The following is a 26,594-nucleotide window of genomic DNA, read 5'->3' on the forward strand; positions in this document are numbered from 1 at the left end:
GAGGTGGAAGAAGGAGAGGGCTATGGCGAAGAGCAGCAAAGGAAAAGGCCCCAAAGGGCGCAAGCCGTTATTCTACGTGGATAATCCGAACGCATCGGAGTTAAAATGGCTCGAGGAATTGAAGAAGAAGAAACCCACAACAACGGCGAAAGCTGGCGTAACTGACAAGAAACTGGTGCAGGTAAATGGTGCAGCGCCAGCATTGGAGCAAGAAGCTTCTGAACAAGAGCAGCATAATCAAGAAACAGTAGTCGATCAGCAAACAATTGTTGAAACGCCTACAGTGTCTTTCGAAGCGGTTAGTACTTCAGCCGTAGAGACAGCGGAAGTGAAGCCGGAGCCAGTAGCAGAAGCTGCGGTGCAACAAGCACAAGCGCCTGAGCAAGCGGGAGCAGCTCCAGTAGTTCCAGCAACACCCGTAACTCAAGCAACCCCAGCAGCTCTAGCAGCCCCAGCTCCTGCAGAACCATCTGTCCCTGAAGCTGTGAAGCAGGCAGAAGAGATCCACGCGGTATACATGGAAGAGCTGCTTCAACAGGAGCTCATAAAGAAAGAAGTCATGCTCGAAGAGAAACGCATGCCGGATTCACCGCTTCCGTTCATACACACCGATGACATCGCGGATGATGCGATTACGACGGAGAAGCTGGCTCATAACGCAGTGGATTCATCGCGCATTAAGCCTGGTGCAGTCATCACGCAGACGATTGCTGATTTTGCCGTCGAAAGCATTAAAATTGCCGATGGTGCGATCATCTCCTCCAAGCTTGCATCGGAATCCGTCACGAGCGATCACCTCGTGAAGAACGCGATTTCCGGTATGAAGATCCGCGATCGCTCCATTACTGGCGAGAAGCTGCGCGATAACAGCATTACATCCGAGAAGCTGGCGGACCGTACTATTAGCGCGGATAAGCTTGCCGAGGGATCGATTGAAACGAAGCATCTGAAGCCGATGATCGTGACGACGGAGCTGCTTGATGATCAGTCCATTACGTCGGGGAAACTGAGAAGCGCAGCCATCCGTACGGAGAACATTGCGAATGAAGCGGTGTCGACATCGAAGCTTGCCGAAGGCTCCGTAACACGCTCCAAGCTGAGAGATGGCTCCATCACGAGCGAGAAAATTAGCAACGGCGCGATCGAGTCAGGCCATCTGCAGCCAGGGCTGCTGCTCGCAGAGCATGTCTCGCCGGGAGTATTGCGGGGAAAGCATCTGGCACTCGGCGAAATCACAGCAGAGCATCTAGTCGAGGGCGCGGTTGGAACGAGGGAGCTGCAGGCCGGAAGCGTAACAACGGAAATTCTCGCGCAAGGAGCAGTCGGATCGGCGGAAATAAAGGCAGGGTCCATTAAGTCGCAGCATGTTACAGATGGCGAGATTGTTACGACGCACTTGCGTGACCAGGCGATCTCGACTCCGAAGCTAGCTGATTTCTCGATCTCGACAATCAAGCTCATTGACCAGGCGGTAACGTCCTCCAAGATTGCGGATCAAAGCATTACAACGAGCAAGCTGACCGATGATGCGGTTCATGGCAGACATCTCAGCAGACTGACAATCAATGGCGACAAAATCATTAGCGATATGATTGAAGAGCGCCACATGAAAGAGAATTCGGTCGGCTCCAAGCAGCTGATTGCAGATAGTATTGAAACGGCGCATCTCACGGCGAATGTGGTTACTGACCAGAAGATTGCACCGCAAGCTGTAAAGCAAGTTCATATCAGCGGCGCAGCGGTAGGTCCGGCGCAGTTGGCTGACGCATCGGTAATCGAGAGCAAGCTCGCTGAAGGAAGTGTAAGCAGTGCGAAGGTTGGCGAGTTGGCGATCCAGACCAAGCATATCGCTGACGAGTCCATTACGTTTGATAAAATCGCGCCGGAAGCGATTCGTGCCTTCCACCTGTCGCCAGGCACGGTGACGGAGGAAGCAATTTCGCCTGAAGCAGTTGGGGCTATGCATTTGCAGCCTGGCCTTATCGACGCGTCGCACCTGAGTGAAGGGGCGATTGAAACAAGCGCGCTGCAAGACGGAGCGGTTAAATCCATCAAGCTCGCAAGCGGTTCAGTCACCGAGCGGCATTTGGCAGCAGGTGCGGTCTACTCTCACCACTTGGCGGATCACATTGTCAACTCAGTGAAGCTCTCGCCAGAGAGCGTATCGACGGATAAACTGACCGACTGTGCCGTCACTTCGAGCAAGCTGGCTGACAGCAGCGTTACAACAGCGAAGCTTGTGAACGGTTCAGTAACAAGCGATCAGCTTGCGCCTGGCACGATTAACCGGAAGCATCTGACGAAAGGCGTCGTGAATGGCGATCATATCGCAAACGGCGCTATCGGAGAGCGGCATCTGGCTGGCGGCATCATCGGCAGCAATTCGCTCGGCTCTGGCTCAGTGACGAGCGAGAAGCTGGCGACAGGCTCGGTGAACGGAAGCCATCTCGCGAACGAGGCGGTTAACAGTCAGCATTTGGCGGAACAGTCGATCTATGGTGTGCATTTGGCGCCGGTAAGCGTGCACGAGGTGCATCTTGGCAATGATTCGGTTACTTCCTCGAAGCTGACGGAAGGCAGTGTTGCAAGCTATCATTTGCAGAACGAATCTGTCGGTTCCCGCGTCATCGAGCCTTCAGCTATCCGCAGCCAGCATATAGCGGCAGCTTCGATCGACTCGAATCATCTGGCAGAGTCGGTGGTAGGCAGCAATCATTTGAAAGTGGACAGCGTGATGCAAATTCATCTGACAGATGAATCGGTTGGCCCCGATCAGCTGTGCAATGAAGCGATAACTAGCTCGAAACTGGCGCAGCTGGCGATCAATGGCGACCATATTCAATTGGAGACCATTGCGGGCAAACATTTGAAGGCAGAGGCCATCCAAGGCTATCACATCCGCAAAGGCTCCATTACGCAGGCGCATCTGGCATCGGAGTTCTATACGTTCGAGAAAGCGCCGGACAGCATTATTCATGGCGTCAAAATCAAGCGGGGTACTGTGAGCACCGACCTTCTTAGCGACGGAGCGGTAAACAGCGCGAAGCTGGCTAGCGGAGCAGTTGGTCCGGAAGCGCTTGGCACAGGAGCAGTCGGCGAGAAGCATCTGCAGAACGGTGCGGTCACACTTGGCAAAATCGCATCGAAGTCCATTACGAGCGTGCATCTGACTTCCAGTTCCGTTGGCACCGAAGCGATCGCAGATGGAGCGGTAACCAGCGGTAAGCTGGCAAACGGAGCAGTTGGCGTTGAAGCGCTCAGCGATGGCGTTGTCGTTAGCTCGAAGCTGGCAGCGGGAGCAGTTGGCGCAGAAGCGCTAGGTGAAGGCGTGATTGGCGGATCGAAGCTGGCAAAAGGTGCGGTTGGCGCTGATGCGCTCGGCGACGGCGCGGTCATTAGCACGAAGCTGGCGGCAGGCGCGGTTGGCGCGGAAGCGCTGCGCGACGGAGCGATTGTAAGCGCGAAGCTGGCAAACGGAGCAGTTGGCGCAGATGCTCTGCGCGACGGAGCAGTCGTCAGCGCGAAGCTGGCAGACGGAGCGGTCGGCAAGGAAGCGCTGCGCGATGGAGCGGTCATTGGCGCGAAGCTGGCAAGCGGAGCAGTCGGCACAGATGCGCTGCGAGGCGGCGCGGTGGACAGCTCGAAGCTGGCGGCGGGAGCGGTTGGCAAGGAAGCGCTGCGTGACGGTTCGGTTGTGAGCGCGAAGCTCGCGGTTGGCGCTGTAGGCGCAGAAGCCTTGCGCGATGGCGTTATCGATAGCGCGAAGCTGGCGGGCGGCGCAATTGGCGAGCCGCATCTGCAAGATGGCGCAGTAACAGCCGCGAAGCTCGCTCCAAGAGCGATCGGGGCGGGGCATATCCTGCCAGGCTCGGTTGGCAGCGAAGCCATTGGCGACGGTTCGGTCGTAACGAATAAGCTGGGCGACGGCGCTGTATCCGGCACGAAGCTGGCACCAGGAGCCGTTGGCGAGAACAGCTTGCAGAACGGTGCGGTCACGATGAGCAAGATTGCGGCTCGTTCGCTGACGACGGCACATTTTATACCAGGTTCAATCGAGAGCATTGTTCTGTGTAACGGTGCAATCACCGGAGAGAAGCTGGCCATTGGCGCAGTAGGTACGGATGCTTTGGCAGACGGAGCGATTACGGCAGATAAGCTGGCGCCGGGATTGCTCGAGCAGGAGCAGCCGGATCTGGTCGACGGCAGCGTTACGGAGAATAAGCTGGCGAACGGCGCGGTACAGGCGAGCAAGCTCGCAGAAAGTGCAGTGCAGTCCAGCAAAATTGCGGACGGAGCAGTCGTAGCGAGCAAGCTGGCAGACGGCTCGGTCGGCAGCGAGAAGCTGGTTGACGGTTCAGTTGGCAGCGAGAAGCTGATCGACGGCAGCATAACAGCGAGTAAGCTCGGCGAAGGCGTAGTCGGAGCAAGCAAGCTGGCTGATGGCTCGGTAGGCAGTACGAAGCTGATTGACGGATCGGTCACAGCGAGCAAGCTCGGCGAAGGTGTAGTGGGAGCAAGCAAGCTGGCAGATGGCTCGGTAGGCAGTGCGAAGCTGATCGACGGCAGCGTAACAGCGAGCAAGCTCGGCGAAGGCGTAGTGGGAGCAAGCAAGCTGGCAGATGGCTCGGTAGGCAGTGCGAAGCTGATCGACGGCAGCGTAACAGCGAGCAAGCTCAGCGAAGGCGTAGTGGGAGCAAGCAAGCTGGCAGATGGCTCGGTAGGCAGTGCGAAGCTGATCGACGGATCGGTGACAGCGAGCAAGCTCGGCGAAGGCGTGGTAGGAGCAAGCAAGCTGGCTGACGGTTCGGTAGGCAGCGAGAAGCTGATCGACGGCTCAGTAACAGCGAGCAAGCTCAGCGATGGAGTCGTAGATGCAAGCAAGCTGGCAGTTGGCTCTGTGGGCAGTGAAAAGCTGGTTGACGGCTCTGTGGGCAGTGAAAAGCTGGTTGACGGCTCGGTAGGCAGCGAAAAGTTGGTCGACGGCAGCGTAACAGCGAGCAAGCTCGGCGAAGGAGTAGTAGGAGCGAGTAAGCTGGCGGATGGCTCGGTAGGCAGCGAAAAGCTGGTCGACGGCAGCGTAACAGCGAGCAAGCTCGGTGATGGAGTAGTAGGAGCAAGCAAGCTGGCTGACAGCTCGGTAGGCAGCGAAAAGCTGGTCGACGGCAGCGTAACAGCTAGCAAGCTTGGCGAAGGCGTAGTAGGAGCAAGCAAGCTGGCGGATGGGTCAGTTGGCAGTGCGAAGCTGCTCGATGGCTCAGTAACAGCGAGCAAACTCGGCGATGGCTGCGTAACCGCAAGCAAGCTGGCGGATGGGTCAGTCGGCAGTGCGAAGCTGATCGACGGCAGTGTGACGGCAAGCAAGCTCGGCGACGGCGAAGTAATCGGAAGCAAATTGGCGTATGGTTCGGTAGGCAAAGATAAACTGCTCGACGGCTCAGTTGGCCGCGAGAAGCTCGCTGACGGAGCGGTCAATGGAGCTAAGATTGCTCTAGGTTCCATTACTGCAGCACATCTGGCGCCGGATGCCATTCCTGTTCCTGCTCCTGCACCGGTTGCACCTGTTAGCACTACAGTCGACGCCTCGGCTTTGGAGGATGGCAGCATCGGTGCAGAGAAGCTCGGCTTTACGCCTGTAACGACAGTGAAGCGCCAAGCGCCGGTCATCCAGCAGTTTGGGCTTGCACCGTACAATTTCCAAGGCAGCATGGGCGAGTTGCTGGATATCACGATCGGCTTCGACCAACCGTTCAGCAGTCCTTCCTACGTGTTCGTCGCTACGACGGATCAGCCTTCCTGCTTCGCGGTTATTAAGACCAAGACAGCCGCAGCCGTACAATTAACCATTGTGCGTACGCGGATTACCCCAGAACCAATCGGACTCGTGAACTGGATCGCGATTGGCCAATAGACAACTGCATCCCCCATGTAACAAGCCGGAGAGTTCTCGAAATGAGGACCTCCGGTTTTTTGATTTTCGCTCCATCCTATCTGCCATCTATAGAAGAAATCGCTAGATTCCATGCCGATTCACGCGCTGCAAACAAGAAGCGAGGCGTGCGCCTTGACGTACAACAGCCGTTCCTCTTACTCTCTACTAGCCATACACTATGTGGTAAAAAGACAGTTTAACCAGAGGTGAAGGTGTCCATGAAGCCCATCGCAAAAGCCGGCTTGCACACTCATAAAGGGATGTTCCTCTCGCCAAAGCGGCCGCTACCGATCGGCACTGAGCCAGCTAACCTGACGGGAAGCCGGATAGCTTCATCGCCATCATCACCTGCACAAGCTGCCAGCAGAGCGAGCTCGAAGAGAGTACCGCGGAAATCCGCTCATCGCCGCGTGAGCAGCAAGGCCGTTCGGACCGCTGCTAAATCCGTACCCGGACCAGCACTAGCGACTACGTCAGCATCAACATCTAGATCAAGAAAAAGATCGCGTAAGTCTCCAGCTTCCGTCCCCGCATCATCCCGCAGGTCGCTTGCGAAAGACATGATGCGAGCAGCTCACAATGCGCCGCCTGCGATGGAATTCCCTGCTGTCATGCCGCCAATCGAAGCTCGAGCTGCTGATTCGCCTGTTGTGTCGGTCATCATCCCCGTTATGAACGAGCGCCGCACCATTAGCCGCGTAATCGAACAAGCAAAGCTAGTTCATCCGAGCAGCGAAGTCATCGTCGTCATTAACGGATCAACAGACGGGTCGGCTGCCGTTGCGCGGCGCAAGGGAGCGAGGGTCATCCAGTTCGAGAAGCCGCTCGGCCATGATGTCGGACGAAGTGTAGGCGCAGCGGCCGCAAGAGGCCAGGTGCTGCTGTTCATTGACGGTGACATGGTACTCCGCGCTTCGGAGCTTCGGCCGTATACGAATGCGATTCTGCGGGATGGCGTCGATGTGGCGCTCAACAATTATTCAGGTCCGACGAACAAAGCGAACGTGCACAGCGTTGTGCTTGCCAAACATGCACTGAACGCGATGCTCGGCCGGCCGGACCTGAAGGGAACGTCCATGACGGCTGTGCCCCATGCGCTGAGCCGCCGTGCGCTAGCCGCAATCGGAACGGACGCACTGGCCATTCCGCCGCTTGCGCATACAAAGGCGGTGCAGCAGGGACTCGCGGTGACAGCGGTCAAACGAATCAACGTAGGCAAGCTGAACCTGCCGAGGGCGAAACGCGAACGGTTGAATCCGCTGGAGTTCCTCATTGTCGGCGATCATCTGGAGGCCATTGACTGGCTCGCGAAGCAAACCGACGAGCGCGGCGGCTATGTGGATGCAATGCGAAAACGTGAACTGGTGAGGTGATGGCATTGATGCGATCTGGTAAGAGCAAACGCGCTTCCCGCAGCGGAAGAGGGAGACGAACAGGCAAGTCTTCGGGCGGCTCGCATCATGGTGCGTACAATGCCGGCTACACGGAGGGCACCGCGCTGAAGCAAAATGGAGGCGGGCGTCTAAGCAGCCATGAAGCGAAGCTGCAAATGAACGAGCGATGGACGAGGCGCTATATGGCGAAGCAGCCAGCAACAGCGTCGACAGCAGGCAAAAGAGTACAAGAAAGCCGCGCGTTTGCCAGCGGTTTCGCCGCCGCGCTCGGTCTGCATGTCGGCGCTTGGCTGCCGGTTCCGCTAACGAGGAGCGCTGCTGCCGTTGTCCACGCAGGGGCAGATGCAAGTGCAGCCAGCATCAAACAGCTGCTGCAGTTGCCTTTGGAGGAGATCATTGTCGTGCAAGAAGACGCAAGCGAGGCGCAATTCGCTGAATTAAGGGCGCTTCCTGAGATTAAGATTCTGAATCCGGGGGAATCGCTTGGATCTGATGTTTGGCGAGCCATCGGCGCAAGAGTGACGCGAGCAGAGATCGTGTTGTTCGCCGACGCCGCACAGTTAATTGAAGCGGAGAAGTTAGCGCAGCTGCTCGCGGCTGCGCAGGCAGGGGCGGATGTCGCGCTGGTCAGCTACGCTTCGCGGCTTGGTCCGTTCCGGGAGTGGGATGACCTCATGCGCGTGAGAGCTTTTGTTAATTGGTCGCTAGGCCGACAGGAGCTGGGCGTAAGCTCTGTGGGGCTTCTTCCGCACGCGTGGACGAGAGCCGCCATAGAGTCAGTCGGCGTGAAGACGCTCGCCGTTCCGCCGCTTGCTCATGTGACCGCGATTCAGCAGAGGCTTCGGGTGCAAGCCTGCTCGATTATGAAATCTGCCAAAGGCAAGAGCTCGCCGGCTCGGCTGCCAATTAGCCTCAGCCATAGCCACCATACACAGGAAGCGAAGCAGGTCATCTTCGGCGATCACATTGAAGCGCTGCGGGCTGCCATGAAGCTGAAAGGCGCAAGACTTGCGATGCCGGATCATTCCAGATGCCGCAGTGCGGCAGGAGGCGCGCAATGATGAACGGTACAACGAGCATCATCATTCCAACCTTCAATGGCCTCGCGCTGCTGGAGGAAGCGATCAACGCCATTACACAATATACCGACAGAACACGAACCCCTTATGAAGTGATCGTGGTCGATAACGGATCAACAGACGGCACATGCAGCTGGTGCAGGGGGGCAGGTATCCCCTGTCTGTCGCTGCCTCAGAACATCGGCTTCCCGGCTGCATGCAATATGGGGCTGCGCGTCGCTAGCGGCGAGTATCTCATGCTGCTCAATAATGATGTCACGGTATCGGCGGGCTGGCTGCCGGCTTTGCTGCGAACGCTGAACGATCGGGAAGATATCGGAATCGTCGGACCTGTGACGAATTACGTAAGCGGCAGGCAGCAGGTGGATTACCCGTTCACGACGATGGAGGAGTTTCACCTTGCAGCTGCGGAGGCGCTTGTCAGGGAAGAGGGAAAGACGGAGCCGATGTACCGTCTAGTCGGCTTCTGCATGCTGTTCAAACGCAGCTTGTATGAGCGGATTGGCGAGCTGGATGAACGGTTCTCTCCTGGCCATTACGAAGACGACGACTACAGCTTGCGAGCACGGATGCACGGCTACAATCTGCTTATGTGCAAGGATGTATTTGTGCATCACAAGGGGAGCGTCAGCTTCAAGCGGAAGGATCCGCTTAAGCTGCAGCAGCTCGTCGAGCGCAACCGGGACCTATTTATTGCCAAATGGCATGTAGACCCTGCGACATTCTTGTAACAGTTATTTAAGGAGGTCATGGATTTGAAAGCTGTCATCTTGGCCGGCGGAACGGGAACCAGGCTGTTGCCGCTGACGAGGCTGCTCAACAAGCATTTGCTTCCGGTTGGGAAGCTTCCGATGATTTGTTACAGCATTAACAGCCTCAAGGAAGCAGGAATAACAGACATCATGCTCGTTACGAGCCGTCATGCAGCAGGAATGTTTACGGCTTTCCTCGGAAGCGGTCAGGAGTACGGCGTGTCCCTGACGTATCGGATTCAAGAAGAAGCGGGCGGAATCGCACAGGCACTGACGCTGTCACAGTCGTATATTGGGGATGAATCCAAATTCGTCGTGCTGCTCGGAGACAATCTGTATGAGGAATCGCTGCGTCCGCATCTGGATGCGTTCGCGCAGCAGCAAGACGGGGCGATGGTGCTGCTTAAGCAGGTGCCGGACCCGGAGCGCTATGGAGTCCCGTTGTTCGACGAGAGCGGGCGCATTACGTACATTGAAGAGAAGCCTTCAAACCCGCAGACCGACAGCTGCGTGACCGGCATTTATATGTATGACAGCAGCGTGTTTGCATTCATTGCCACCCAGTCGCCTTCACAGCGCGGCGAGCTGGAAATTACCGATGTGAACAATGTGTACGCCAGCAAAGGTAAGCTCGAGTATCGCCATTTGAGCGGTTGGTGGACGGATGCCGGCACATTCCAATCGCTCCACGAGGCAGCGATAAAGATGATGGGCGATGAGCCATGAAGAGACGCGCACAAGTAAGCTCCGGCATGACGATAAGCGCGAACCGTGTGCTGCTGCCCAAGGTGAAACAGCCGTCTATATCGACAAGCAAGGTCCAATCTCAATCGACAGATGCACCGATAAAATCCACCACAGGAGCAGGAGCAGGTGCCGTGCAGAAACCGAGCGTCAAACGAAAGCCCGCAGCAGGCGCGGCTGCACCATCCGAAGCTCGTCCGATCTCCCGCCTGCGCCCGCAAGGGACGAAGCGGAGAACCGGCGGAGGTCGGAAGCGTCCGCTTGGCGGAAGGCAGAACCGCCGCAGACGGAGAACGACAGCGGTTGCGCATCCTCCTGGCGAACATCGCCAATATCACGACAATGCGTACTCGGCCGGCTACGAGCTTGGCAAGTATGAAGGCGGAGAGCAAATGCTGGAACAAGCGCTGCCGCTTCAACTGCTGCTGCCGGAAGTCAGCATGCAGGAAGTTATTGCGCTAGGTGCTTCCCAGCTTGTTCCAAGGTGCTTGCCGCTGCTCGGCGTGCATGAGGTGTACGGAGAGATGGAGCAAGCGATCCATGAGCGCCGGCCGTGCTCGATTGTACGGCTTGGCGATGGAGAGCTGCTCACGTTGTCGCAGGATGTCATCTATGATGCCGGTACAATTAGCCGCGAAGGCACCTTTCTGCCTTATGCAGGCGTCGTTCCACCGGATCTTGATGCGCGCGAACAGCTCGTGAATGCGATTCGGGGCGCTACGGTCGTAGGGGTGCCGCAGTCGCGGCGGAAGCATTTTCACCCACTGCTGCATGCCGTGTTCCGCGCGAACCATATCGACCTTGGCCAGCTCAGGCTGACGAGCTCGACCGTGAACTATGCGCTTCAGCAATCCGGTCTGCTGAGCCGGCTGATCGCAGGCAAGAACCTGCTCATAATCGGCAACACCGCACCGGCGCTTGTGCATGTGCTGGCTCAGCACGGGTTCACTATCTCTGGCATGATTACTCCGGTGCGAGGAGTCAAAGATGTGGATCGCGTCATGCATGAGGCACATGGCATCCACTTCGATCTAGCACTCGTCTCCGCAGGGATACCGGCTGTCATCTTATGTACGCGTATCGCGAATGAGCTCGGCAGAACTGCGCTTGATTTCGGCCATATGGCGGATGCCATCGCGAAAGGACAGTTGTCCTTGTAACCGGGAAGAACAGGAGCGTGATGAACCGATGAGAAAGCTGGCGGAAACGCGTCGTCCGAAGCGCCGCCCCAAGCAGCGACGGACGCGGGCGGCGGTTCCAACCTGGTCCGGCCGATATCGGACCGGAATGGATTTTGGCTATCAGGAAGGGCTGCGCACGGGAAAGAGCAGCTTCGGCGCGTACTTTGAAGGCACGAGCATCATCATTCCGAATTACAATCAAGTCGATTACTTAAAGCTGTGCCTTGCAAGCATCAGCAAGTATACGCATCCGCCTTACGAAATCATTGTCGTCGATAACGCATCCACAGATGGCTCGGCAGCTTATTTGGCAACGCTCGGCAGTGCGGTTCGCTACCGCGTGCTGGAGACGAACCGCGGCTTTGCAGGGGCGATCAACGTCGGCATGATGATGGCGCGAGGCTCGTATTTGCTGCTGCTTAACAACGATACGATTGTCGCGGAGAACTGGCTGAGCAATATGCTCGCATGCTTGAACAGCTCGCCTTCGATCGGCATGGTCGGTCCGGTTACCAATTACATCAGCGGCGACCAGCGAATTGACGTCCCTTATAAGACGGTCAAAGGGATGCCGAACTTCGCAAGGCAGCACAATGCACCGAATCCGGCGAGATGGCAGCGGACGGACCGGCTGACGGGCTTCTGTCTGCTGATGCGCCGCGAGGTGTGGGATAAGACCGGTTTTATGGACGAAGGGTTCACCGTCGGCAATTACGAGGATGACGACTACAACATACGTGTGCGCTTGCAGGGCTACTCGCTTATTATTGCGCGCGATACGTTCATTCACCATTTTGGCAGCGTGAGCATGAAGGCGCTTGGCGAGCGCTTGCCGGTCGTCAACGATCACAATATGCATGTGTATATGGACAAATGGGGCAATCCCCATGACCTCGTTCATGTCATGAAAGGGATGGGGTATGAATCGCAAGCGATAGGCGAGACTGCTTTCTTCCCGCAGCATGTTATCGTTCGAGGCGGACACGAGACGTTCTATTGGATTGAGGAGGGCATCAGACGTCCGATTGTCGGCCCGGTTGCGGTGCCAGCCACAAGGCTGTCGCGAGTTGAACTGAGACGCTGGGCAATTGGCGAGCCGATCTCCTCCGAGGAAGCGGTGGCGAAGTGGCATGGCGTTACGGTGGAGGGCTTGCCATGGTCAGAAGGGCTGATGGCAAGAGGGACGGACGGTATGTTGTACATGGTCGAAAATGGTTCCAGGCGCAGAGTCGTCAGTGCGAAAGCAGCGGAAGGCTGGCATTTGGTCCTGAAGCCGAGCAGTCAGCTGTCGGCGGAGCAAGTCGCTGCGCTTCCCGAAGGGCTGCCGATCATAGCGCCGATCCGAACGGCGGAGCACTTGTAATCTGATGCGCATCACAAAAGGCGTGTGCCATGCGGCAGACGCCGCGCATATGCTAGTGTAGAGACCGATCCGCCTGTGATGTGAACGTGAAGAGAAGGGAGTCTCTCCTGATGCAGCATATTGTAACGGAAATCGTTGAGCATATGTCCCATTCTCATGAACAGCTGGCGCGCGTGCTGGAGGCCGAGCGCCATGTTGCTGTGCGCATGTCGCAGCTCGTGCATGGGCTGCCGGATCAGCATCCGAACTTTGGCGGCTTCGGCGGTTTAATGGATAATTCGCAGTTGGTGACGAAGAACGTCGTCGCCTATTTGAACAGCATTGCCGAGCTCCAGGAATCGCTGGCACTCACCATTACAGCGGTCATGAAGGAGCTCGACATTGAAGACGAGGAATAGCGGCAAGGAGCGTGTGCGGGAATGAGCCGGGAAACATCCTATGCAAGAATGCTGGACGCTTCCGCCAAGGTGCAATGGAATGTTGCCATGATCCTTGAAGCGAAAGCAGTCGAAGCCGAGAAGGTGCGCTCATGGCTGTGCAATCATGTGACGGCCGATGCGTTCGTGGAAGAGCAGGACCGTTTCAAATCGTCGCAGAACGTGCACGAGCAGCTTATTGAGGTGATCTATGGCCTCGCCAGGCTGAATCAGGGCATGACGAGTGTGTTGAAGGCCGCGCTGCGCCATGTAGACGAGATGAATATGGGTAATGGGACGGGGGGCATGATGGGCGGCGGCACCTTCGACCTGGGAGAAAAATTCGAATGAACTGGAATGAGAAGGAGCGGCAGATTCGGCTTGAGCTGATCGCTTCGTTAACTCGCAGCCAGCAAGCGGTTGCCCGTATTCTGGAGTCTATTGCGGATTCGGCGCAGCATTCGTCTGGCCTTGCAGAAGTGATGTCCAGCAATATGAAGTCGCTCGCCGCCTTGCAGCAGACGTTCAAGGCGATGTCGCTAGTGGCGGCCGAACCGGATCGCGCTCCACGTGCATCGACGAAACGCATGGTCGCTCGCAATCGAGTTCCTGCGCAGCCTTGGTTCAGCAGCGAGTGGGATGAACAGCGTGAATCAGTGGCTCGCAGGCACCAATCCCCGCCGAAACGGAAGAGGAGGAGAAATTAGTGATCGCAGCTGCAAGCAAGAGCCGTATGAAGATCAGCAAAGCAGCAGGAGCACGCAAGCAGGGTATTAGCCCAGCTGTTCAAGCCACGGGAAAGCAGCGCAAACGAACGGTGAAAACCGGAGGCGGCACCAGGGGCGGCACGTCCGGACAGCGCAGGCTGCAGCGTGGCCGCAAGCGCAAATTCAAAGGGCAGAGCAACTATAATCGCGCATTTGATCAAGCGTACAATCAAGGCTATAACCTCGGTTTTGCCAAGGGGTTCGAGGATGGGCATCAGCTTGCCTACGAGCAGCAGCCTTGATGGAGAAAGAGCGAAATCGGCTGTCCGTGCTAGCGCAGACGGCGAAAAGCCGGAATAACGCATAAAGCCAAGAGTCGTTAGGGGCGACTCTTGGCTTTATTGTGTTGTGCTGGCAGTCAAGGAACAAGATGAACAACATGCTAGGTCGCCAAACTGCCCGCCTTTGCATCCCGCCGCGCCAGCAGCAGCTCGATCTCCTCGGGAGGTGACGGATAGCCGAGCAGATACCCTTGCGCGCCGTCGCACTGATGTGCTTTAAGCAGCACAAGCTGCTCTTCGTTCTCGACCCCTTCGGCGAGTACGCGCAGCTTGAGGCTATGCGCCATGCTGATGATGGCAGTGACAATCGCCAAATTGTCTGGACTGGTCTCTATTCCTCTAATGAACGACTTGTCCACCTTGAGCGTATCTACAGGCAGCTTCTGCAAATAACTGAGCGAGGAATAGCCGGTACCGAAATCATCAATAGAGATCGTTAGGCCGAGTTTCTTCAGCTCATACAGCTTATGAATGAGCGTCTCCTCGTAGTTCGCTGAAGCGACGCTTTCCGTAATCTCCAGCTCAATCAAGCTTGGATCGACTTCGCAGCTATGAAGTATGCGCGCGATCATCTGGGTGAGATGATCCTGCTTGAACTGGCGAACGGATAAATTGATGGATACCGGCAGAGGCGATAAGTCCACATTCTTCCAGCGGTTCAGCTGCTCGCATACCTCTTGAATGACCCATTCGCCAATAGCGACGATGAGTCCAGTCTCTTCAGCAACCGGGATGAACTCGCCTGGCGAGATCGCGCCGAGCTGTGGATGCTTCCAGCGCAGCAGCGCTTCGAAGCCGCTGATTTGCCCGCTCTGAATGCAGTCCTTGCGCTGATACACCAGATAAAGCTCGCCGCCATGCAGCGCTTTGCGCAGATCCTGCTCCAGCTTCGTCTTCCGATGATTGTCGTCGCACATTTGCTGGTTGAAGAACTTATATTGATTGCGTCCCTCTTCTTTGGCTGCATACATCGCGGCATCCGCGTTGATGATCAACGTGTCCGCATCCTGGCCGTTCTCCGGGTACATCGCGATACCGATGCTTGTCGTCACGATAACCTCCTGCCCTTTAATAAAGAAGGGCTCGTTCAGCACAGCGAGCATCTGGCCAATAAACAAACGGACTGCATCCTCCGAATAATTCGGCAGCAAAATAACAAATTCATCTCCCGAGAGCCGCGCGGCAAAAGCATCCTCATGCAACAGCGCCCGAAAACGGCTTGAGAAGCTGCGAAGCAGCGCATCGCCAATCGGATGACCGAGCGAGTCGTTAATCGACTTGAACCGGTCCATATCGAGGAACAGCACGGCGAAGCTGCTCCTGTGCTGCTCAGCTATGCGCAGCGCGGTCTCCAGCTGCTGAATAAACAAGTAGCGGTTCGGCAGCTCGGTAAGCTGGTCGTAATACGCCATATATTGGATCGTTTCACGCGATTTCTTCTGCTCGGTAATGTCTCTGAAGTTCGATAAGATTGCGGGGCTGTCGTTGAAGTAGGTCAAGATCGACTGTGCTTCCACATCAATGACTTCGCCGTTCAATTTATAGATGCGCAGCTCGGTGCGGTCGTACGGCAGCGTTCCTTGCTTTAAAGCCGTGATCTTCTCTCTAACAACGGTGTCGTACTCTGGCACAATCATGTCATAAACGCTTCTGCCCACAATATCATCCAGCTGCTTCCCCGCAATCATCTGCAGCCCGGATTTGTTAATATGAACAATCCGTGCATTCACCTGCACGACGTAAGCTTCGGGCGACATCTCGAAGATCTGCTTGTAGCGATGCTCGCTCTCCAGCGCCCGCTTCTCGCTATTTTGTGCGCCGGTGATTATTTTACGCCCGATGATACATACGCTGACACATGTAATGCAGCACATCATGAACAAAGTGAACAGGACAATCCGACTGAGCAGGTCCGTTGGCTGAAGGTAGGGATTGAGCCATTGATGGATCGTAAGGACAAAAAGTCCGTAAACGCTGGCGAGAATGGTGACGGTGCGGTCCAGATAGATGAGTGAGAGAAGCGCGATGAGGAAGACCACAAAGCTGGCATTGGATGTTGAGATGTACCACATGATAATGTAGCAAAGGACGAAGGAGTAGGCGGATATGAGGTATTTGCCAATAAGCATCATATAGGTGTTGCGGTAAACCAAGTAGAGCAGAATGCCAAGCGGGATAATGTAGCTGACAAAATGAATGAACACGCTGAAAGTAATGAGCTGCAAGTAGTAAACGATGCCATAGATGGGGAGTGCATTGATAATGAGGAATATCAATGTATAAGTCAGAAGCTTCGAGCTAAGCCTCTCGTACTGTGTCGCCAAGTCATCACATCCTTACGGAAATAGGTCGAGAGAAGGAACGAATGGAATGCTAATCACGCATGCTGCGGATATGATTGATTCTATTTTCCATAAAATCCCGATTTCGTGGATGAGTCTGAAGACCTGATTCGCATGTATAATTATGGTTAAATATGAGCAAATTGGTCAAAACTTGTCGTTTCCATGTCAGATTATCTCCTAATAACGACAAATAAAGCCTCTCCTGGCACGGCAGGGAGAGGCTTTATTTGTTTGCATGGCAAAACTAGATCGCATGATCGCTTACTGAAAACTTCGTTTCGTGCCGTTTGTCAGCACCGGCAAGCTCTTCGTATCGCTAGTCATGCTGGAATGGCAAATTGGACAGCTTGGAAACTCACCGAACGAGAAATCGTTTCTCATCCAGCAGGAGCAATCTTCATTACTGCATGTCCAAATGGCTGTCTGTTCTTCCGGAATCGGCTCAACGTGCTTCTTTGAGAAATGAATAATCAAGACCCCCTTCGTATTTCGCGCAAAATCAGTGCCCCCCGCAGGTGCAAGAGGGCACCGTCTTTGCTTGCCTAACCTCTTATAATATGTGACTGCACTCCCAAATTTATACTACTTTTTTGTACTTCAGGGTCAAACGCCAATTTTGGCCGCTTACGCGGACAAGTGACCAAGAGCCTTGCCTGTCACTCGCATATATATGGTGCAGAACATAATGGGGCAGGTGTGCGTGAGTGCGTTTAAAGCGAAAAGGAACTGCGAAAGCGGCAAGGGCAGGGTTCGCGGCGGGGTATGCGAGCGGCCAAAGGGACGGCGCCTGCGATTCGATTAGCCAGCACATCCAGCTTCCGGCGCCGAAGAAGCTGAATGTGTGCGTTCTATACATCCCGCAAGGCTTTGAGGCGATTGATATGGGCATTGTCGAAGCGCTTCGCCAGACGGTGCGCGAGGTGCATGTGGCTGATCCGAAGATTATGGCGGAGCAGGCGTCCTTCATTCGGCCGGACTGGATGCTCGTGCTGAACGGGCTGCATGTGTTTCCGAGCAATCATTTAGAACAGGTAGACGCCGTGCGTGCGCTAGGAATACGGACGGCGATTTGGTTTGCCGACGACCCGTATGTGACGGCAGATACGATCCACATTGCCCCGCGCTATGATGTCGTGCTGACCCATGAACTAAGCACGGTTGAGCTGTACAGGGAGCTTGGCTGCCAGCAGGTCATCTACATGCCGCTCGCTGTTCATCCGCAGCTGTTCAAGCCGATGAAGGTGGAGGCCAAATACCGCAGCGATATTTGTTTTATCGGGCAAGCATTTTGGAACCGGGTGGAGCTCTTCGATGCGATCGCCCCTTACTTGCAAGGACGCAAGGTGTTTATTGCCGGCGGGCTATGGGATCGGCTGCGCAGCTACAAACAGCTGAAGCCATTCATACGCCAAGGCTGGCTGCCGGTTGAGGAATCTATTCGCTATTACAACGGAGCGAAGATCGTGATCAATATGCATCGCACGACTGAAGCAGGCAAGGACAATAAGAACAGTCTCAATCTGCCGGGTCGCTCCATTAATCCGCGCACGTTTGAAATCGCCGCCTGCGGCACGCTTCAGCTGACGGATGAGCGTGAAGATTTAGGCAGTTATTTTCGCCCGGGCATTGAGCTTGAAACCTTTAATTCGCCGAGTGAGCTGGTAGCCAAGCTGAATTATTATTTAACCCATGAAGAGGAGCGCCGGCTAATCGCGCTGCGCGGCTTGAAGCGCACGCTTGCCGACCACTCCTTCGTGCAGCGGCTTCATACGGTAGCCGAGGCACTGAAATGGTAGTGCGGGCCAGTCTGCATGCAAGTGCGAGAAGCAAGAGAGGAGTGACTGCCATGCGAAGAAGATCACCGCGCAAACGGCGCAGCCGCGGCCGAAAGCTTGTCAAGTTTCCGGGGATAGCCAGAGGGAGGACGGATGGATTTCGACTCGGCTGGCAGCACGGCCACTGGTTCGGGCAGTGCGAGTCGGTGCTGCAGCGAACGATTCGCCCTTTCGGCCTTAGACAAGCGCATGTCATGTTCGTAGCAACGGGCAAAGGATTTCCTTACTCGCCGATTGACGAGTCTGTCGCGAATGCGCTGCGCGGACAAGTGACCCAGTTGACGATTACCGATTCGCAGCAGCCCGTCGCCGATATTGCCCTGCGGATCCGTCCGGATGTCGTTATCGTCCTGGACGGCTTGCAGTTCAACGTCATCCATGCCGCTCGTATGCGCGAAGCCGGCATTCGGACGGCGATCTGGTTTACCGACGATCCGTACTATACGGACATTACGAAAGGGATCGCGCCTTTCTTCGACGATGTCTTCACGCTAGAGCTCGTATGCGTCGATTATTACCGCCAGCTTGGCTGTCCGCGCGTGCACTACTTGCCGCTCGGCGCAGATCCAGCGTACTTCAGACCGCGCAATCCGCTTCGCTCGCAGCGCCATGACATCTGCTTCATCGGATCAGCCTATTGGAAGCGCGTCGAGTTCTTTAACCAAGTGACTCGTTACTTAGCGACGAAGGACACGCATATTTCCGGCATCTGGTGGGAGCGGCTCCGCGACTTCAAGCAGATGGGGGGCAAGATCGGACTTGGCCGCTGGATGGGACCGGAAGAGACGGCGAACATGTACAACGGGGCCAGAATCGCCATTAACATGCATCGCGCTCATGATGATGAGACGTTCAACAACAACAGCGCAGGCATTCCGGCTGTATCGCCGAATCCGCGCACGTTTGAAATTTCCGCTTGCGCCACATTGCAGCTGACAGATATCCGCAGCGATCTGGTCTCCTTCTATACTCCTGGCGTTGATATTGTTACCTATGCCTCTCCGGAAGAGATGGTAGAGAAGATCCAATATTATCTCACGCACGAGGATGAGCGAAGGGCGATCGCCATGAAAGGCATGCACAGGACGCTGACGGAGCATACGTACAACAATCGGATCGAAGCGATGCTAGCGATTCTATTTCCGGGTTGAGAGGCGAGCGAGGTTACGCCAATGTCCCTCCATGTAGAAGGCGGAGCCATTAAAGCGGCATTTTGTACGTTTGATTAGGGTTCAAGTGTCGTGCCAATTAGAAGGCCTGCTCAATATATTGTACAACTGGGAGATTTAGAGTTTATAAGTAGCCAGTAGGAAGCAGCAAAGTTACCGGGCGGAGGTGAGTGCCTGCTCGTTTCGAACAAACGGGTGAGGCAGGCCGATTGAAGCGTGTGAGTGTGAAACCGAAAATGCTGGTCTTCTCGCATATTTGCAGTCCGCAGTATGTGACCGGCGCAGAGAAGCTTTTACTGTTTATGGTGCGAGAGCTGCTGCCTTCCTTCCAATGTACGCTTGTTGTGCCGAACGAAGGCGTCATTGCCGCGAATGCGAGGAAGCTCGGCATTACGGTCATTGTGCACCACATTCCGCTTGTCGTCCCTCTCTATCTTGCATTGCCGCATATGCAAGAAGAGATCGCCGGAATCGAACGGGACGCGGCATGGCGCGATCTTGTAAAGCTCATTGACGGAGTACGGCCGAATATCATCATCGCGAACACCTGCGTCCATCCACTGCCTGCGATCGTCGGCAAAGCGCTCGGCATTCCGGTTATCTGGTCGGTCATGGAGACGCTCCGCGATACGCCTCACTCCGGCATGGCTGCCTCGATTATCGAGCAGTATTCCGACTATGTCATCGGCATCTCCGAATCGACGCTGGCCCCGCTTGGCACGCCTGGCCTAAGAGCGAAGTCGACGCTCATCCCTCCTTCCTGGCACCAGGAGGAGCTTTCACCAGACAGCTGGAGCATGCATCGGGCGAACCGCAGAAGGCATCTCGGCATCGCGGATCACCACCGGTTCGTCGGTTACATCTCTTCATCGATCTTCGAAGCGAAAGGGCTCGAGCACTTCATGCAGATGGCGGTTAACACCGCGGTGCAGTATCCGCATGCGATGTATCTCATCGTCGGCAACCCTGTCGATGCGGGCTACTTCGACCGTTGCCTTGACATTGCGCGTGAACGAGGCCTAATGGAGCGGTTCCGGTGGGTCCGCTTCGAGGAGCAGGTAGAGAGTTTGTATTCGGCAATGGATGTGCTCGTCGTGCCGAGCCTTACGATCGAAGGCTTCGGCATGACGGCGCTCGAAGGCATGGTATTCGGCAAGGCAGTCGTCGCCTATGGCTCCGGCGGACTCTCTGAAATAGGCCGAGCCACGGGCAACGAGGTGTTCACGGTGCCAACCGGCGATACGGCGATGCTGACAGGCGCTGTATCCTCTCTGCTGGCTGATGATGCCGCGCTGCGAGCGATCAGCGCTCGCAATGCGCAAGCCGCGCACGCCGTATACGGCATCGCCGCTTACCGCGAGCGGCTGCGCAGGTTCGTCGAGCAGCTTGGCGTTCGCGGCTATACACCGCTGACTCTGGTACGAGGCGCGGGATCGCCCTCCGTTTTCCTGTACGAGGACGGCGTGCTGCGCCTGATTCATTCGATGAAGCTGCTGCTTAACATGGGTTACCGCGTGGAAGAAGCGCGCGTCCTCCCGGACGCCGTCATTGCCGCATGGCCGAAAGGCGCGCCGATTGGCACGGCACTAAGAAGAAGGCGCCGGCGGGGGCGGGCCGGCAGCGGCTTGCTTAACCGCAGACGCCGCCGCCGCAAGTCCGGCGGATCTGCAAGAAGAGGGCTCCGCAGTGGACGCAGACGATTAAGGCGGACAGCAGGCTCAGGCACAGGGCGGCGGAAGCGGTCGCGCCGATAGCCGAAAGAACATTTTGAACAGATGAGGGGAGGAAATGGATGGAATGCGAGTTGTAACGATATTGGGCACGCGTCCGGAAATTATTCGGCTCAGTCTCATCATTCGAAAGCTGGATGCGCTGGCCGACAAACATGTGCTCGTGCATACCGGGCAGAACTTCACCCGGACGCTCAGCGATGTGTTCTTCGAGGACCTCGGGCTACGCCCGCCGGATTATTTGTTTGAAGGTGCGCGGCAGACGCTTGGCGGCCAGTTATCGGTCATGTTTGCGGAGATGGAGCGAATCTTGACGACGCATAAGCCGGATGTCGTCCTACTGCTCGGCGACACGAACAGTGCGCTGTGCGCCATTATCGCAGAGCGGATGGGCATCCCGGTCGTGCATATGGAAGCGGGCAACCGCTGCTACGATCTGTCGGTGCCGGAGGAGAAGAACAGGCGGATTATCGACGCGGTATCGTCCATCAACATGCCTTATACGTCCTATAGCAAAGGAAATCTGCTGCGCGAAGGCTTCCCGAGCAACCGGATCGTGCTGACAGGGAATCCGATTCATGAAGTCATTCAGCACTACACACCGCAGATTGATACGAGCGATGTGCTCGCGCGTATGGGATTGCAAGCCGGAGGCTACGTGCTGGTCACAGCGCACCGCGCAGAGAATGTGGATGTACCGGAGCGGCTGAGCGGCATCCTTGAAGGGCTGAATCGTGTTGCAGCTCGGTTCGACAAGCGGATTATATGCAGCGTTCATCCCCGTACGCGGTCGCGGATTGACAGCGGCTCCGTGCAGGTGACGATGGACCCGCGGGTCGAGTTCTACGAGCCGATGGGCTTCTTCGACTTCGTGAAGCTGGAGCAGAGCGCGTATCTCGCGATTACGGACAGCGGTACGGTGCAGGAGGAATGCTGCTTGTTCCATGTACCGACGGTGACGATTCGGATGACGACGGAGCGGCCGGAGACGATTGATTGCGGCAGCAACGTCGTATGCGGCTTGAATGCGGCACGGATTGAAGAAGCGGCGGTCGTCATGACGAAGCTGCCGGCGGTATGGCAATGTCCAGACGGGTATTTGGCAGAGGATGTATCGGATAAAGTGGTTAAATTTGTCCTTGGAGGGAAATGGAATGTTTACTAATCAGCGCATACTGGTCACCGGGGGAACCGGGTCCTGGGGCTACGAATTGATTCGCCAGCTGCTGCCTCAGCAGCCCGAGCAAATTATTGTGTTTTCCCGTAACGAGTCCAGCCAGGTGGCGATGAGCCGCACGTTCGAGGATCCGCGCCTTACCTTCTGCATCGGCGATATTCGCGATAAGGAAGCATTGATGCGTGCGTGCGAGCGGGTCGATTATGTCTTTCATTTGGCAGCGCTGAAGCATGTTCCCGTATGTGAAGACCAGCCTTATGAAGCGTTAAAGTCGAATGTCATCGGCACGCAAAATGTCATCGAAGCCGCAATCGCGAACCGGGTCAAGCGCGTCATCTATATCTCTACCGACAAGGCGGCGAATCCGTCGAACTTCTACGGCATGACGAAGGCGATCGGCGAGAAGCTGATCGTGTACGCGAACCTGCTGAACTCCGATACGACGTTCGTCTGCGTGCGCGGCGGCAATGTGCTTGGCACGAACGGAAGCGTGGTCCATCTGTTCACAAACCAGATCAAGACGAAGGGGCAAGTGCGCATTACCGATTATAGGATGACGCGGTTCTTCCTGACTTTGCAAGATGCGATTACACTTCTCTTCAAAGCATCAGAGGAAAGCATCGGCGGAGAAATCTTCGTCATGACGATGCCGACGTGCCGAATCGTGGAGCTTGCGGAAGTGCTCATTGAGTCGATTGGAATGCCTGCGAAGATGGTGGAAACCGGAATAAGGCCAGGTGAGAAAATACATGAGATCCTGCTGACCGACCACGAGAGCACGACGACGGTGGTGTACGATCAGGAATACTTGGTTATTCTGCCAACGATCGAAATTCCGGGACTTCGCCAGCATTACAGCAGATATCCGATGGTGGATTTTGAAAGCTACAGCTCGAGCCAATCGCTGCTTACAAAGGATGAAATTCGTTCCATGCTGGTTCGCGGCGGTTTTCTTTCATGAAGCTGCTTATCATCGGCGGTAATGGAATGGCGGGTCATCTGTTCGTTCGTTACTTCCAGCAGTCCGCTGGCACGGACGATATGGAGGTCGTCTATACGACGCGTACCGGCGATGCGGCGGGACGGAGCTTGCAGCTTGATGTGACTGACGCTTCAGCTGTTGAGGCGTTGGTCCAGCAAGTGAAGCCTGAAGTCATTCTGAATGCGGTCGGCGTCCTTAATCAGGATGCCGAGTCGCATCCGCTGACGGCTTACCAGGTGAACGGTCTGCTGCCGCACTGGCTGCGCCATGTTGCAGATACGATCGGCGCGCGTGTCATCCATATCAGCTCGGACTGCGTGTTCAGCGGGAAGCGGGGCAAGTATACGGAGGACGATGTTCCGGAAGGCACGAGCGTATACGCGAGGTCGAAGGCGCTTGGCGAGCAACGGGGTAATGGCGATGATGGAGTTGGTGGCAGGCACTTGACGATTCGCACCTCTATTATTGGACCGGAAATACGGCAGGGCGGTATCGGATTGTTAAAGTGGTTCCTTGAGCAGCAAGGGACTGTGAGCGGGTATGCAAGGGTGTACTGGAATGGCGTGACGACGCTGGAGCTTGCGAAGGCGGCTGCATATGCCATGTCGCATCCGGAGATTGGCGGTCTGGTCAACCTGACCGCTGCAGAGACGGTAAGCAAGCTGGAGCTTCTTCGGCTGTTCCAGGATGCTTTCAAAGTGGAGGGAGTGTCGATCGTATCCGATGATCGCATCTTCCTGGATCGGACGCTCGTGTCGACCCGCAGCGATTGGGGCTTTCAGTCACAGAGCTATATCCCTATGCTGGCGGAGCTCGCAGAGTGGATGAAGCAAGGATGAGCCGCCCGCGCCTGCTTGTGACGGGGGTGGGAGGCTTCTGCGGCGAGCATGCTTGCCGCTATTTCAGCGAGCAGGGCTGGGCGGTGACTGGCGTCGTCCGCCGGCTGCCGGAGGCCGGCGCTGCGGAGTGGGTGTGGCTCGGCTTGATAGATGCGGTAGAGGCATGCGATCTTGGCTCACGCGCCGAAGTGGAGGCGCTGGTGGAGCGTGCAGCGCCGGATTATGTGCTGCATCTGGCCGGCGCCAATGCCGTCGGCACGTCATGGCGCGATCCTGCCGCGGTGCTGCAAAGCAACGTGATGGGGACCGTGCACGTGCTCGAAGCAGTGCGGCGGCTTGGCTTTGGCAGCGGTACATCGTCAGGCAATGCTGCAACGACGGTACCGGCTCCCGCGAAGTGCCGCATTGTCGTTGCGGGGTCGATGCTGCGCTTTCCGCTGCTTGCGCTTGGCGGCAGCGGAGAGCCGCGTCCCGCGCCGCCGCATCCGTACAGCTTGAGCAAAACAATGCAGGTGCTCGTCGCGCAGAGCTGGACGTCGCTCTATGATATGGACGTCATCGTAGCGGAGCCGTCCAATCTCATTGGACCGGGCCGCTCCGGTGGCTTATGCGCGCTGCTCGCGAGGTATGCCGCGCAGGTGGAGCGCTTGGCGGCGCTTGGCGAGCCTGCGCCTGCGCCGTTTCGGCTCTCATCGCGCACCGAGCGGCGCGATCTGTTAGACGTGCGCGATGCGATTCGCGCATACGAGCTGCTGCTGCGCGGCGGGGAGAGCGGACGCGTCTACCCGGTCGCGTCCGGTCATATGCGCACGCTCGGCGAGATCGCGGATGCGTTCAGCGCATTGGCGGCGCAGCCGCTGCAGTGGGAGGTCGGCGATTCCGCTGCGCCATCGCCGGCTCCTGTCAGCTGCGAAGGGCTGGCAACGCTCGGCTGGATCCCGAGTATCCCGCTCGCGGAGTCGCTTCGGGATGCGCTTGAAGCGGCTAGGCAGCAGTGAAGTAATAGTTGAGGCCGACTTGGAGAGGGAGCGTGGGATCATGGAAGGGAACAAGGAGTCCGCGAAGCCGAAAGTGTCAATAATTATTCCTTTTTACAATGACCCTTATGTGACGGAAGCGGTGGAGAGCGCCCTGGCCCAAACCTACGACAACATTGAAATTCTAGTCATCGACGACGGCTCCACGGTGCACGCCGACAAGCTGGGGTCATACGAGGGCCGCATTCACTATGTGGGTAAGGAGAACGGCGGTACGGCTAGCGCGTTGAACTATGGCTTTCGGCTGGCGAGCGGCAAATATATCGCATGGCTAAGCTCCGACGACCGCTTCTACCCGGACAAAATCAAACGTCAGGTCGAGGCGATGGAGCGCCAGCAAGCGCAGATCAGCCACACGGGCTTCGACATCATCGACGGTTCCGGCCGGATGAAGGAGCTTGATCTGATCCCGCCAGGCAAGCAGGTAGGGGAGTTCTATCGGGCTTTCTTGAGCAGCAACCCGGTTAATGGATGCACGGTCATGATGACGAAGCAGCTGTACCGCAGAACAGGACCGTTCCACGAGGGCCGCAGGTACACGCATGATCTTGATTATTGGTTTCGGGTGCTTCTTGCAGGGACGCCGTTCCTGCTCATTCCCGAGCCGCTAAGCGCATACCGCAAGCATGATGCGATGGGCACAGTCCGCCACCAAGGCGCCATCGCGCAGGAAGTGAAAGAGACGTTCACGCTCTATGAGAAGCGCTGGCGCGCTTACGTGCGCGAGCTCGGCTTTCTCCCGCGCAGCAAGCCGTCAGGCCGCGCAGCGCAAAGCAGCAGGCCTCGCAAGTCAGCGCGAGGCTAGATGGTTTAGCGTAAGAAGCCGCTTGGGCCGCCGCTAGGTGGGCGGCTTCTTTGCTGTGTTTGGAGGTGGGGCGCCCAGACGTGTACCTGAGCGGAGGCCTCCGGGGGCGTACAAGCTCTCGAGAGCACATATATGTTCTCTCAGCGGTGAAATCCGCGAATTTGCAAGCTGAGAGCACGTATGTGTTCTCTCGGCTTGCTTCTGCGAGGAAATACTTACGAATCGCCCCACGAGAGCACAAATACGTTCTCTCAGCGGAGAAAACAGCGAGATTGCAAGCTGAGAGCACGTATATGTTCTCTCAGCAATAGTCAGCTCCGTACTTCGTGACGACAGAGAAGCGGATCCCTTCTCTCAAGTCGAATTCACCTCCAAACAAGCCTCGAGAACCGGACCCCGACACCCAGCACGCCAACTAAGCAACTAACGAATTTCCGCTCATTGAGAAGCGGATTCTCTCACTCTCAAGTCGAATTCACCTCCAAACAATTCCCGAGAATCGGGAACCCCGACATCCAGCACGCCAAACTAACCATATAACGTGATTCCGCGCATTGAGAGCGGAAAAACCCTCTCTCGGTGCGCGAAAGTAGTGGAAAACCGAAGTGAAAGCGAGAAAAGCCTCTCTCAGCGGTAAAATGGGTAGTTTAAGCGTGAGAATAGGAGCTGAGAGCGGAAAAACCCTCTCTCGAAGCGCGAAAGTAGTGGAAAACCGAAGTGAGAGCGGGAAAAGCCTCTTTCAGCGGTAAAATGGGCAGTTTGAGCGTGA

The 26,594-nt window shown here is 56.4% G+C and carries 21 protein-coding genes; 19 read left to right on the plus strand and 2 right to left on the minus strand.

The window, feature by feature from the left end:
* The first annotated feature begins 22 nt into the window (after window positions 1-22).
* The 11 genes from AC0YNX_RS16955 (at window position 23) to AC0YNX_RS17005 (ending at window position 13,867) form a co-directional block, all read left to right on the plus strand.
* Window positions 23-5,908: a WIAG-tail domain gene (locus AC0YNX_RS16955; protein WP_475816880.1), complete on the plus strand. Its 5,886-nt coding sequence runs from the start codon at window positions 23-25 to the stop codon at window positions 5,906-5,908.
* 239 nt (window positions 5,909-6,147) lie between these two features.
* Complete coding sequence (locus tag AC0YNX_RS16960) at window positions 6,148-7,302, plus strand: glycosyltransferase family 2 protein (RefSeq protein ID WP_475816881.1); 1,155 nt, start codon at window positions 6,148-6,150, stop codon at window positions 7,300-7,302.
* A gap of 8 nt (window positions 7,303-7,310) precedes the next feature.
* The gene (locus tag AC0YNX_RS16965) at window positions 7,311-8,384 is read left to right on the plus strand and encodes a hypothetical protein (RefSeq protein WP_475816882.1); all 1,074 of its coding nucleotides are present in this window, start codon (window positions 7,311-7,313) and stop codon (window positions 8,382-8,384) included.
* Entirely contained in the window at window positions 8,381-9,133 is a 753-nt protein-coding gene (locus AC0YNX_RS16970; RefSeq protein ID WP_475816883.1) for a glycosyltransferase family 2 protein, read from the plus strand. Before AC0YNX_RS16965 ends, AC0YNX_RS16970 begins: the two co-directional genes overlap by 4 nt.
* A gap of 24 nt (window positions 9,134-9,157) precedes the next feature.
* Window positions 9,158-9,880 (plus strand): sugar phosphate nucleotidyltransferase, encoded by a 723-nt coding sequence (locus AC0YNX_RS16975; protein ID WP_475816884.1) that lies wholly within the window; start codon window positions 9,158-9,160, stop codon window positions 9,878-9,880.
* Window positions 9,877-11,058: a GT-D fold domain-containing protein gene (locus tag AC0YNX_RS16980; protein WP_475816885.1), complete on the plus strand. Its 1,182-nt coding sequence runs from the start codon at window positions 9,877-9,879 to the stop codon at window positions 11,056-11,058. Before AC0YNX_RS16975 ends, AC0YNX_RS16980 begins: the two co-directional genes overlap by 4 nt.
* 28 nt (window positions 11,059-11,086) lie before the next feature.
* A complete protein-coding gene (locus AC0YNX_RS16985) occupies window positions 11,087-12,442 on the plus strand; it encodes a glycosyltransferase family 2 protein (protein ID WP_475816886.1) in 1,356 nt (451 codons plus the stop codon).
* Between the two features lie 110 nt (window positions 12,443-12,552).
* Entirely contained in the window at window positions 12,553-12,840 is a 288-nt protein-coding gene (locus tag AC0YNX_RS16990) for a nucleoside-diphosphate sugar epimerase (protein ID WP_475816887.1), read from the plus strand.
* A gap of 21 nt (window positions 12,841-12,861) precedes the next feature.
* Window positions 12,862-13,209: an alpha-helical endospore appendage domain-containing protein gene (locus tag AC0YNX_RS16995; protein ID WP_475816888.1), complete on the plus strand. Its 348-nt coding sequence runs from the start codon at window positions 12,862-12,864 to the stop codon at window positions 13,207-13,209.
* Entirely contained in the window at window positions 13,206-13,565 is a 360-nt protein-coding gene (locus AC0YNX_RS17000; protein ID WP_475816889.1) for a hypothetical protein, read from the plus strand. The genes AC0YNX_RS16995 and AC0YNX_RS17000 overlap by 4 nt, the downstream gene beginning before the upstream one ends.
* On the plus strand, window positions 13,565-13,867 hold the full coding sequence (locus AC0YNX_RS17005; protein WP_475816890.1) for a hypothetical protein: 303 nt from the start codon (window positions 13,565-13,567) through the stop codon (window positions 13,865-13,867). The genes AC0YNX_RS17000 and AC0YNX_RS17005 overlap by 1 nt, the downstream gene beginning before the upstream one ends.
* Window positions 13,868-14,007: 140 nt before the next feature.
* On the opposite strand, the gene AC0YNX_RS17010 is transcribed toward AC0YNX_RS17005, so the two are convergent.
* Together AC0YNX_RS17010 and AC0YNX_RS17015 are read right to left on the minus strand one after the other, a co-directional pair.
* Window positions 14,008-16,230 carry a putative bifunctional diguanylate cyclase/phosphodiesterase gene (locus AC0YNX_RS17010; RefSeq protein WP_475816891.1) on the minus strand — a complete coding sequence of 741 codons (2,223 nt, stop codon included), beginning with the start codon at window positions 16,228-16,230 and terminating at the stop codon, window positions 14,008-14,010.
* 282 nt (window positions 16,231-16,512) lie between these two features.
* Window positions 16,513-16,719 carry a cold-shock protein gene (locus AC0YNX_RS17015; protein ID WP_090576719.1) on the minus strand — a complete coding sequence of 69 codons (207 nt, stop codon included), beginning with the start codon at window positions 16,717-16,719 and terminating at the stop codon, window positions 16,513-16,515.
* 236 nt (window positions 16,720-16,955) lie between these two features.
* Here AC0YNX_RS17015 and AC0YNX_RS17020 point away from each other — a divergent pair, with 236 nt between their 5' ends.
* The 8 genes from AC0YNX_RS17020 to AC0YNX_RS17055 all read left to right on the plus strand — a co-directional run bounded on the left by AC0YNX_RS17020 (window position 16,956) and on the right by AC0YNX_RS17055 (window position 25,825).
* Window positions 16,956-18,047, plus strand: coding sequence for a CgeB family protein (locus AC0YNX_RS17020; RefSeq protein ID WP_475816892.1), 1,092 nt, complete (start codon window positions 16,956-16,958; stop codon window positions 18,045-18,047).
* 50 nt (window positions 18,048-18,097) lie between these two features.
* Window positions 18,098-19,237 (plus strand): CgeB family protein, encoded by a 1,140-nt coding sequence (locus tag AC0YNX_RS17025; RefSeq protein ID WP_475816893.1) that lies wholly within the window; start codon window positions 18,098-18,100, stop codon window positions 19,235-19,237.
* A 242-nt stretch (window positions 19,238-19,479) separates the two neighbouring features.
* The gene (locus AC0YNX_RS17030; protein ID WP_475816894.1) at window positions 19,480-21,009 is read left to right on the plus strand and encodes a glycosyltransferase family 4 protein; all 1,530 of its coding nucleotides are present in this window, start codon (window positions 19,480-19,482) and stop codon (window positions 21,007-21,009) included.
* A gap of 43 nt (window positions 21,010-21,052) precedes the next feature.
* Window positions 21,053-22,150 (plus strand): non-hydrolyzing UDP-N-acetylglucosamine 2-epimerase, encoded by a 1,098-nt coding sequence (gene wecB, locus AC0YNX_RS17035; protein ID WP_475816895.1) that lies wholly within the window; start codon window positions 21,053-21,055, stop codon window positions 22,148-22,150.
* Window positions 22,140-23,123, plus strand: coding sequence for a polysaccharide biosynthesis protein (locus tag AC0YNX_RS17040; protein ID WP_475816896.1), 984 nt, complete (start codon window positions 22,140-22,142; stop codon window positions 23,121-23,123). Before wecB ends, AC0YNX_RS17040 begins: the two co-directional genes overlap by 11 nt.
* Window positions 23,120-23,983 carry a dTDP-4-dehydrorhamnose reductase family protein gene (locus AC0YNX_RS17045; protein ID WP_475816897.1) on the plus strand — a complete coding sequence of 288 codons (864 nt, stop codon included), beginning with the start codon at window positions 23,120-23,122 and terminating at the stop codon, window positions 23,981-23,983. Before AC0YNX_RS17040 ends, AC0YNX_RS17045 begins: the two co-directional genes overlap by 4 nt.
* Complete coding sequence (locus tag AC0YNX_RS17050) at window positions 23,965-24,981, plus strand: NAD-dependent epimerase/dehydratase family protein (RefSeq protein ID WP_475816898.1); 1,017 nt, start codon at window positions 23,965-23,967, stop codon at window positions 24,979-24,981. Before AC0YNX_RS17045 ends, AC0YNX_RS17050 begins: the two co-directional genes overlap by 19 nt.
* A gap of 40 nt (window positions 24,982-25,021) precedes the next feature.
* On the plus strand, window positions 25,022-25,825 hold the full coding sequence (locus tag AC0YNX_RS17055; protein ID WP_475816899.1) for a glycosyltransferase family 2 protein: 804 nt from the start codon (window positions 25,022-25,024) through the stop codon (window positions 25,823-25,825).
* Window positions 25,826-26,594: the final 769 nt, after the last annotated feature.

It is taken from the genome of Paenibacillus sp. J31R98 (assembly GCF_056269245.1).

Coding starts and splice junctions, on each gene's coding strand:
- AC0YNX_RS16980 (WP_475816885.1), top strand. CDS start 9,877: ATGAAGAGACGCGCACAAGTAAGCTCCGGCATGACGATAAGCGCGAAC.
- wecB (WP_475816895.1), top strand. CDS start 21,053: ATGCGAGTTGTAACGATATTGGGCACGCGTCCGGAAATTATTCGGCTC.
- AC0YNX_RS16995 (WP_475816888.1), top strand. CDS start 12,862: ATGAGCCGGGAAACATCCTATGCAAGAATGCTGGACGCTTCCGCCAAG.
- AC0YNX_RS16960 (WP_475816881.1), top strand. CDS start 6,148: ATGAAGCCCATCGCAAAAGCCGGCTTGCACACTCATAAAGGGATGTTC.
- AC0YNX_RS17025 (WP_475816893.1), top strand. CDS start 18,098: ATGCGAAGAAGATCACCGCGCAAACGGCGCAGCCGCGGCCGAAAGCTT.
- AC0YNX_RS17055 (WP_475816899.1), top strand. CDS start 25,022: ATGGAAGGGAACAAGGAGTCCGCGAAGCCGAAAGTGTCAATAATTATT.
- AC0YNX_RS16965 (WP_475816882.1), top strand. CDS start 7,311: ATGCGATCTGGTAAGAGCAAACGCGCTTCCCGCAGCGGAAGAGGGAGA.
- AC0YNX_RS16955 (WP_475816880.1), top strand. CDS start 23: ATGGCGAAGAGCAGCAAAGGAAAAGGCCCCAAAGGGCGCAAGCCGTTA.
- AC0YNX_RS17040 (WP_475816896.1), top strand. CDS start 22,140: ATGTTTACTAATCAGCGCATACTGGTCACCGGGGGAACCGGGTCCTGG.
- AC0YNX_RS16985 (WP_475816886.1), top strand. CDS start 11,087: ATGAGAAAGCTGGCGGAAACGCGTCGTCCGAAGCGCCGCCCCAAGCAG.
- AC0YNX_RS16970 (WP_475816883.1), top strand. CDS start 8,381: ATGATGAACGGTACAACGAGCATCATCATTCCAACCTTCAATGGCCTC.
- AC0YNX_RS17045 (WP_475816897.1), top strand. CDS start 23,120: ATGAAGCTGCTTATCATCGGCGGTAATGGAATGGCGGGTCATCTGTTC.
- AC0YNX_RS17000 (WP_475816889.1), top strand. CDS start 13,206: ATGAACTGGAATGAGAAGGAGCGGCAGATTCGGCTTGAGCTGATCGCT.
- AC0YNX_RS16990 (WP_475816887.1), top strand. CDS start 12,553: ATGCAGCATATTGTAACGGAAATCGTTGAGCATATGTCCCATTCTCAT.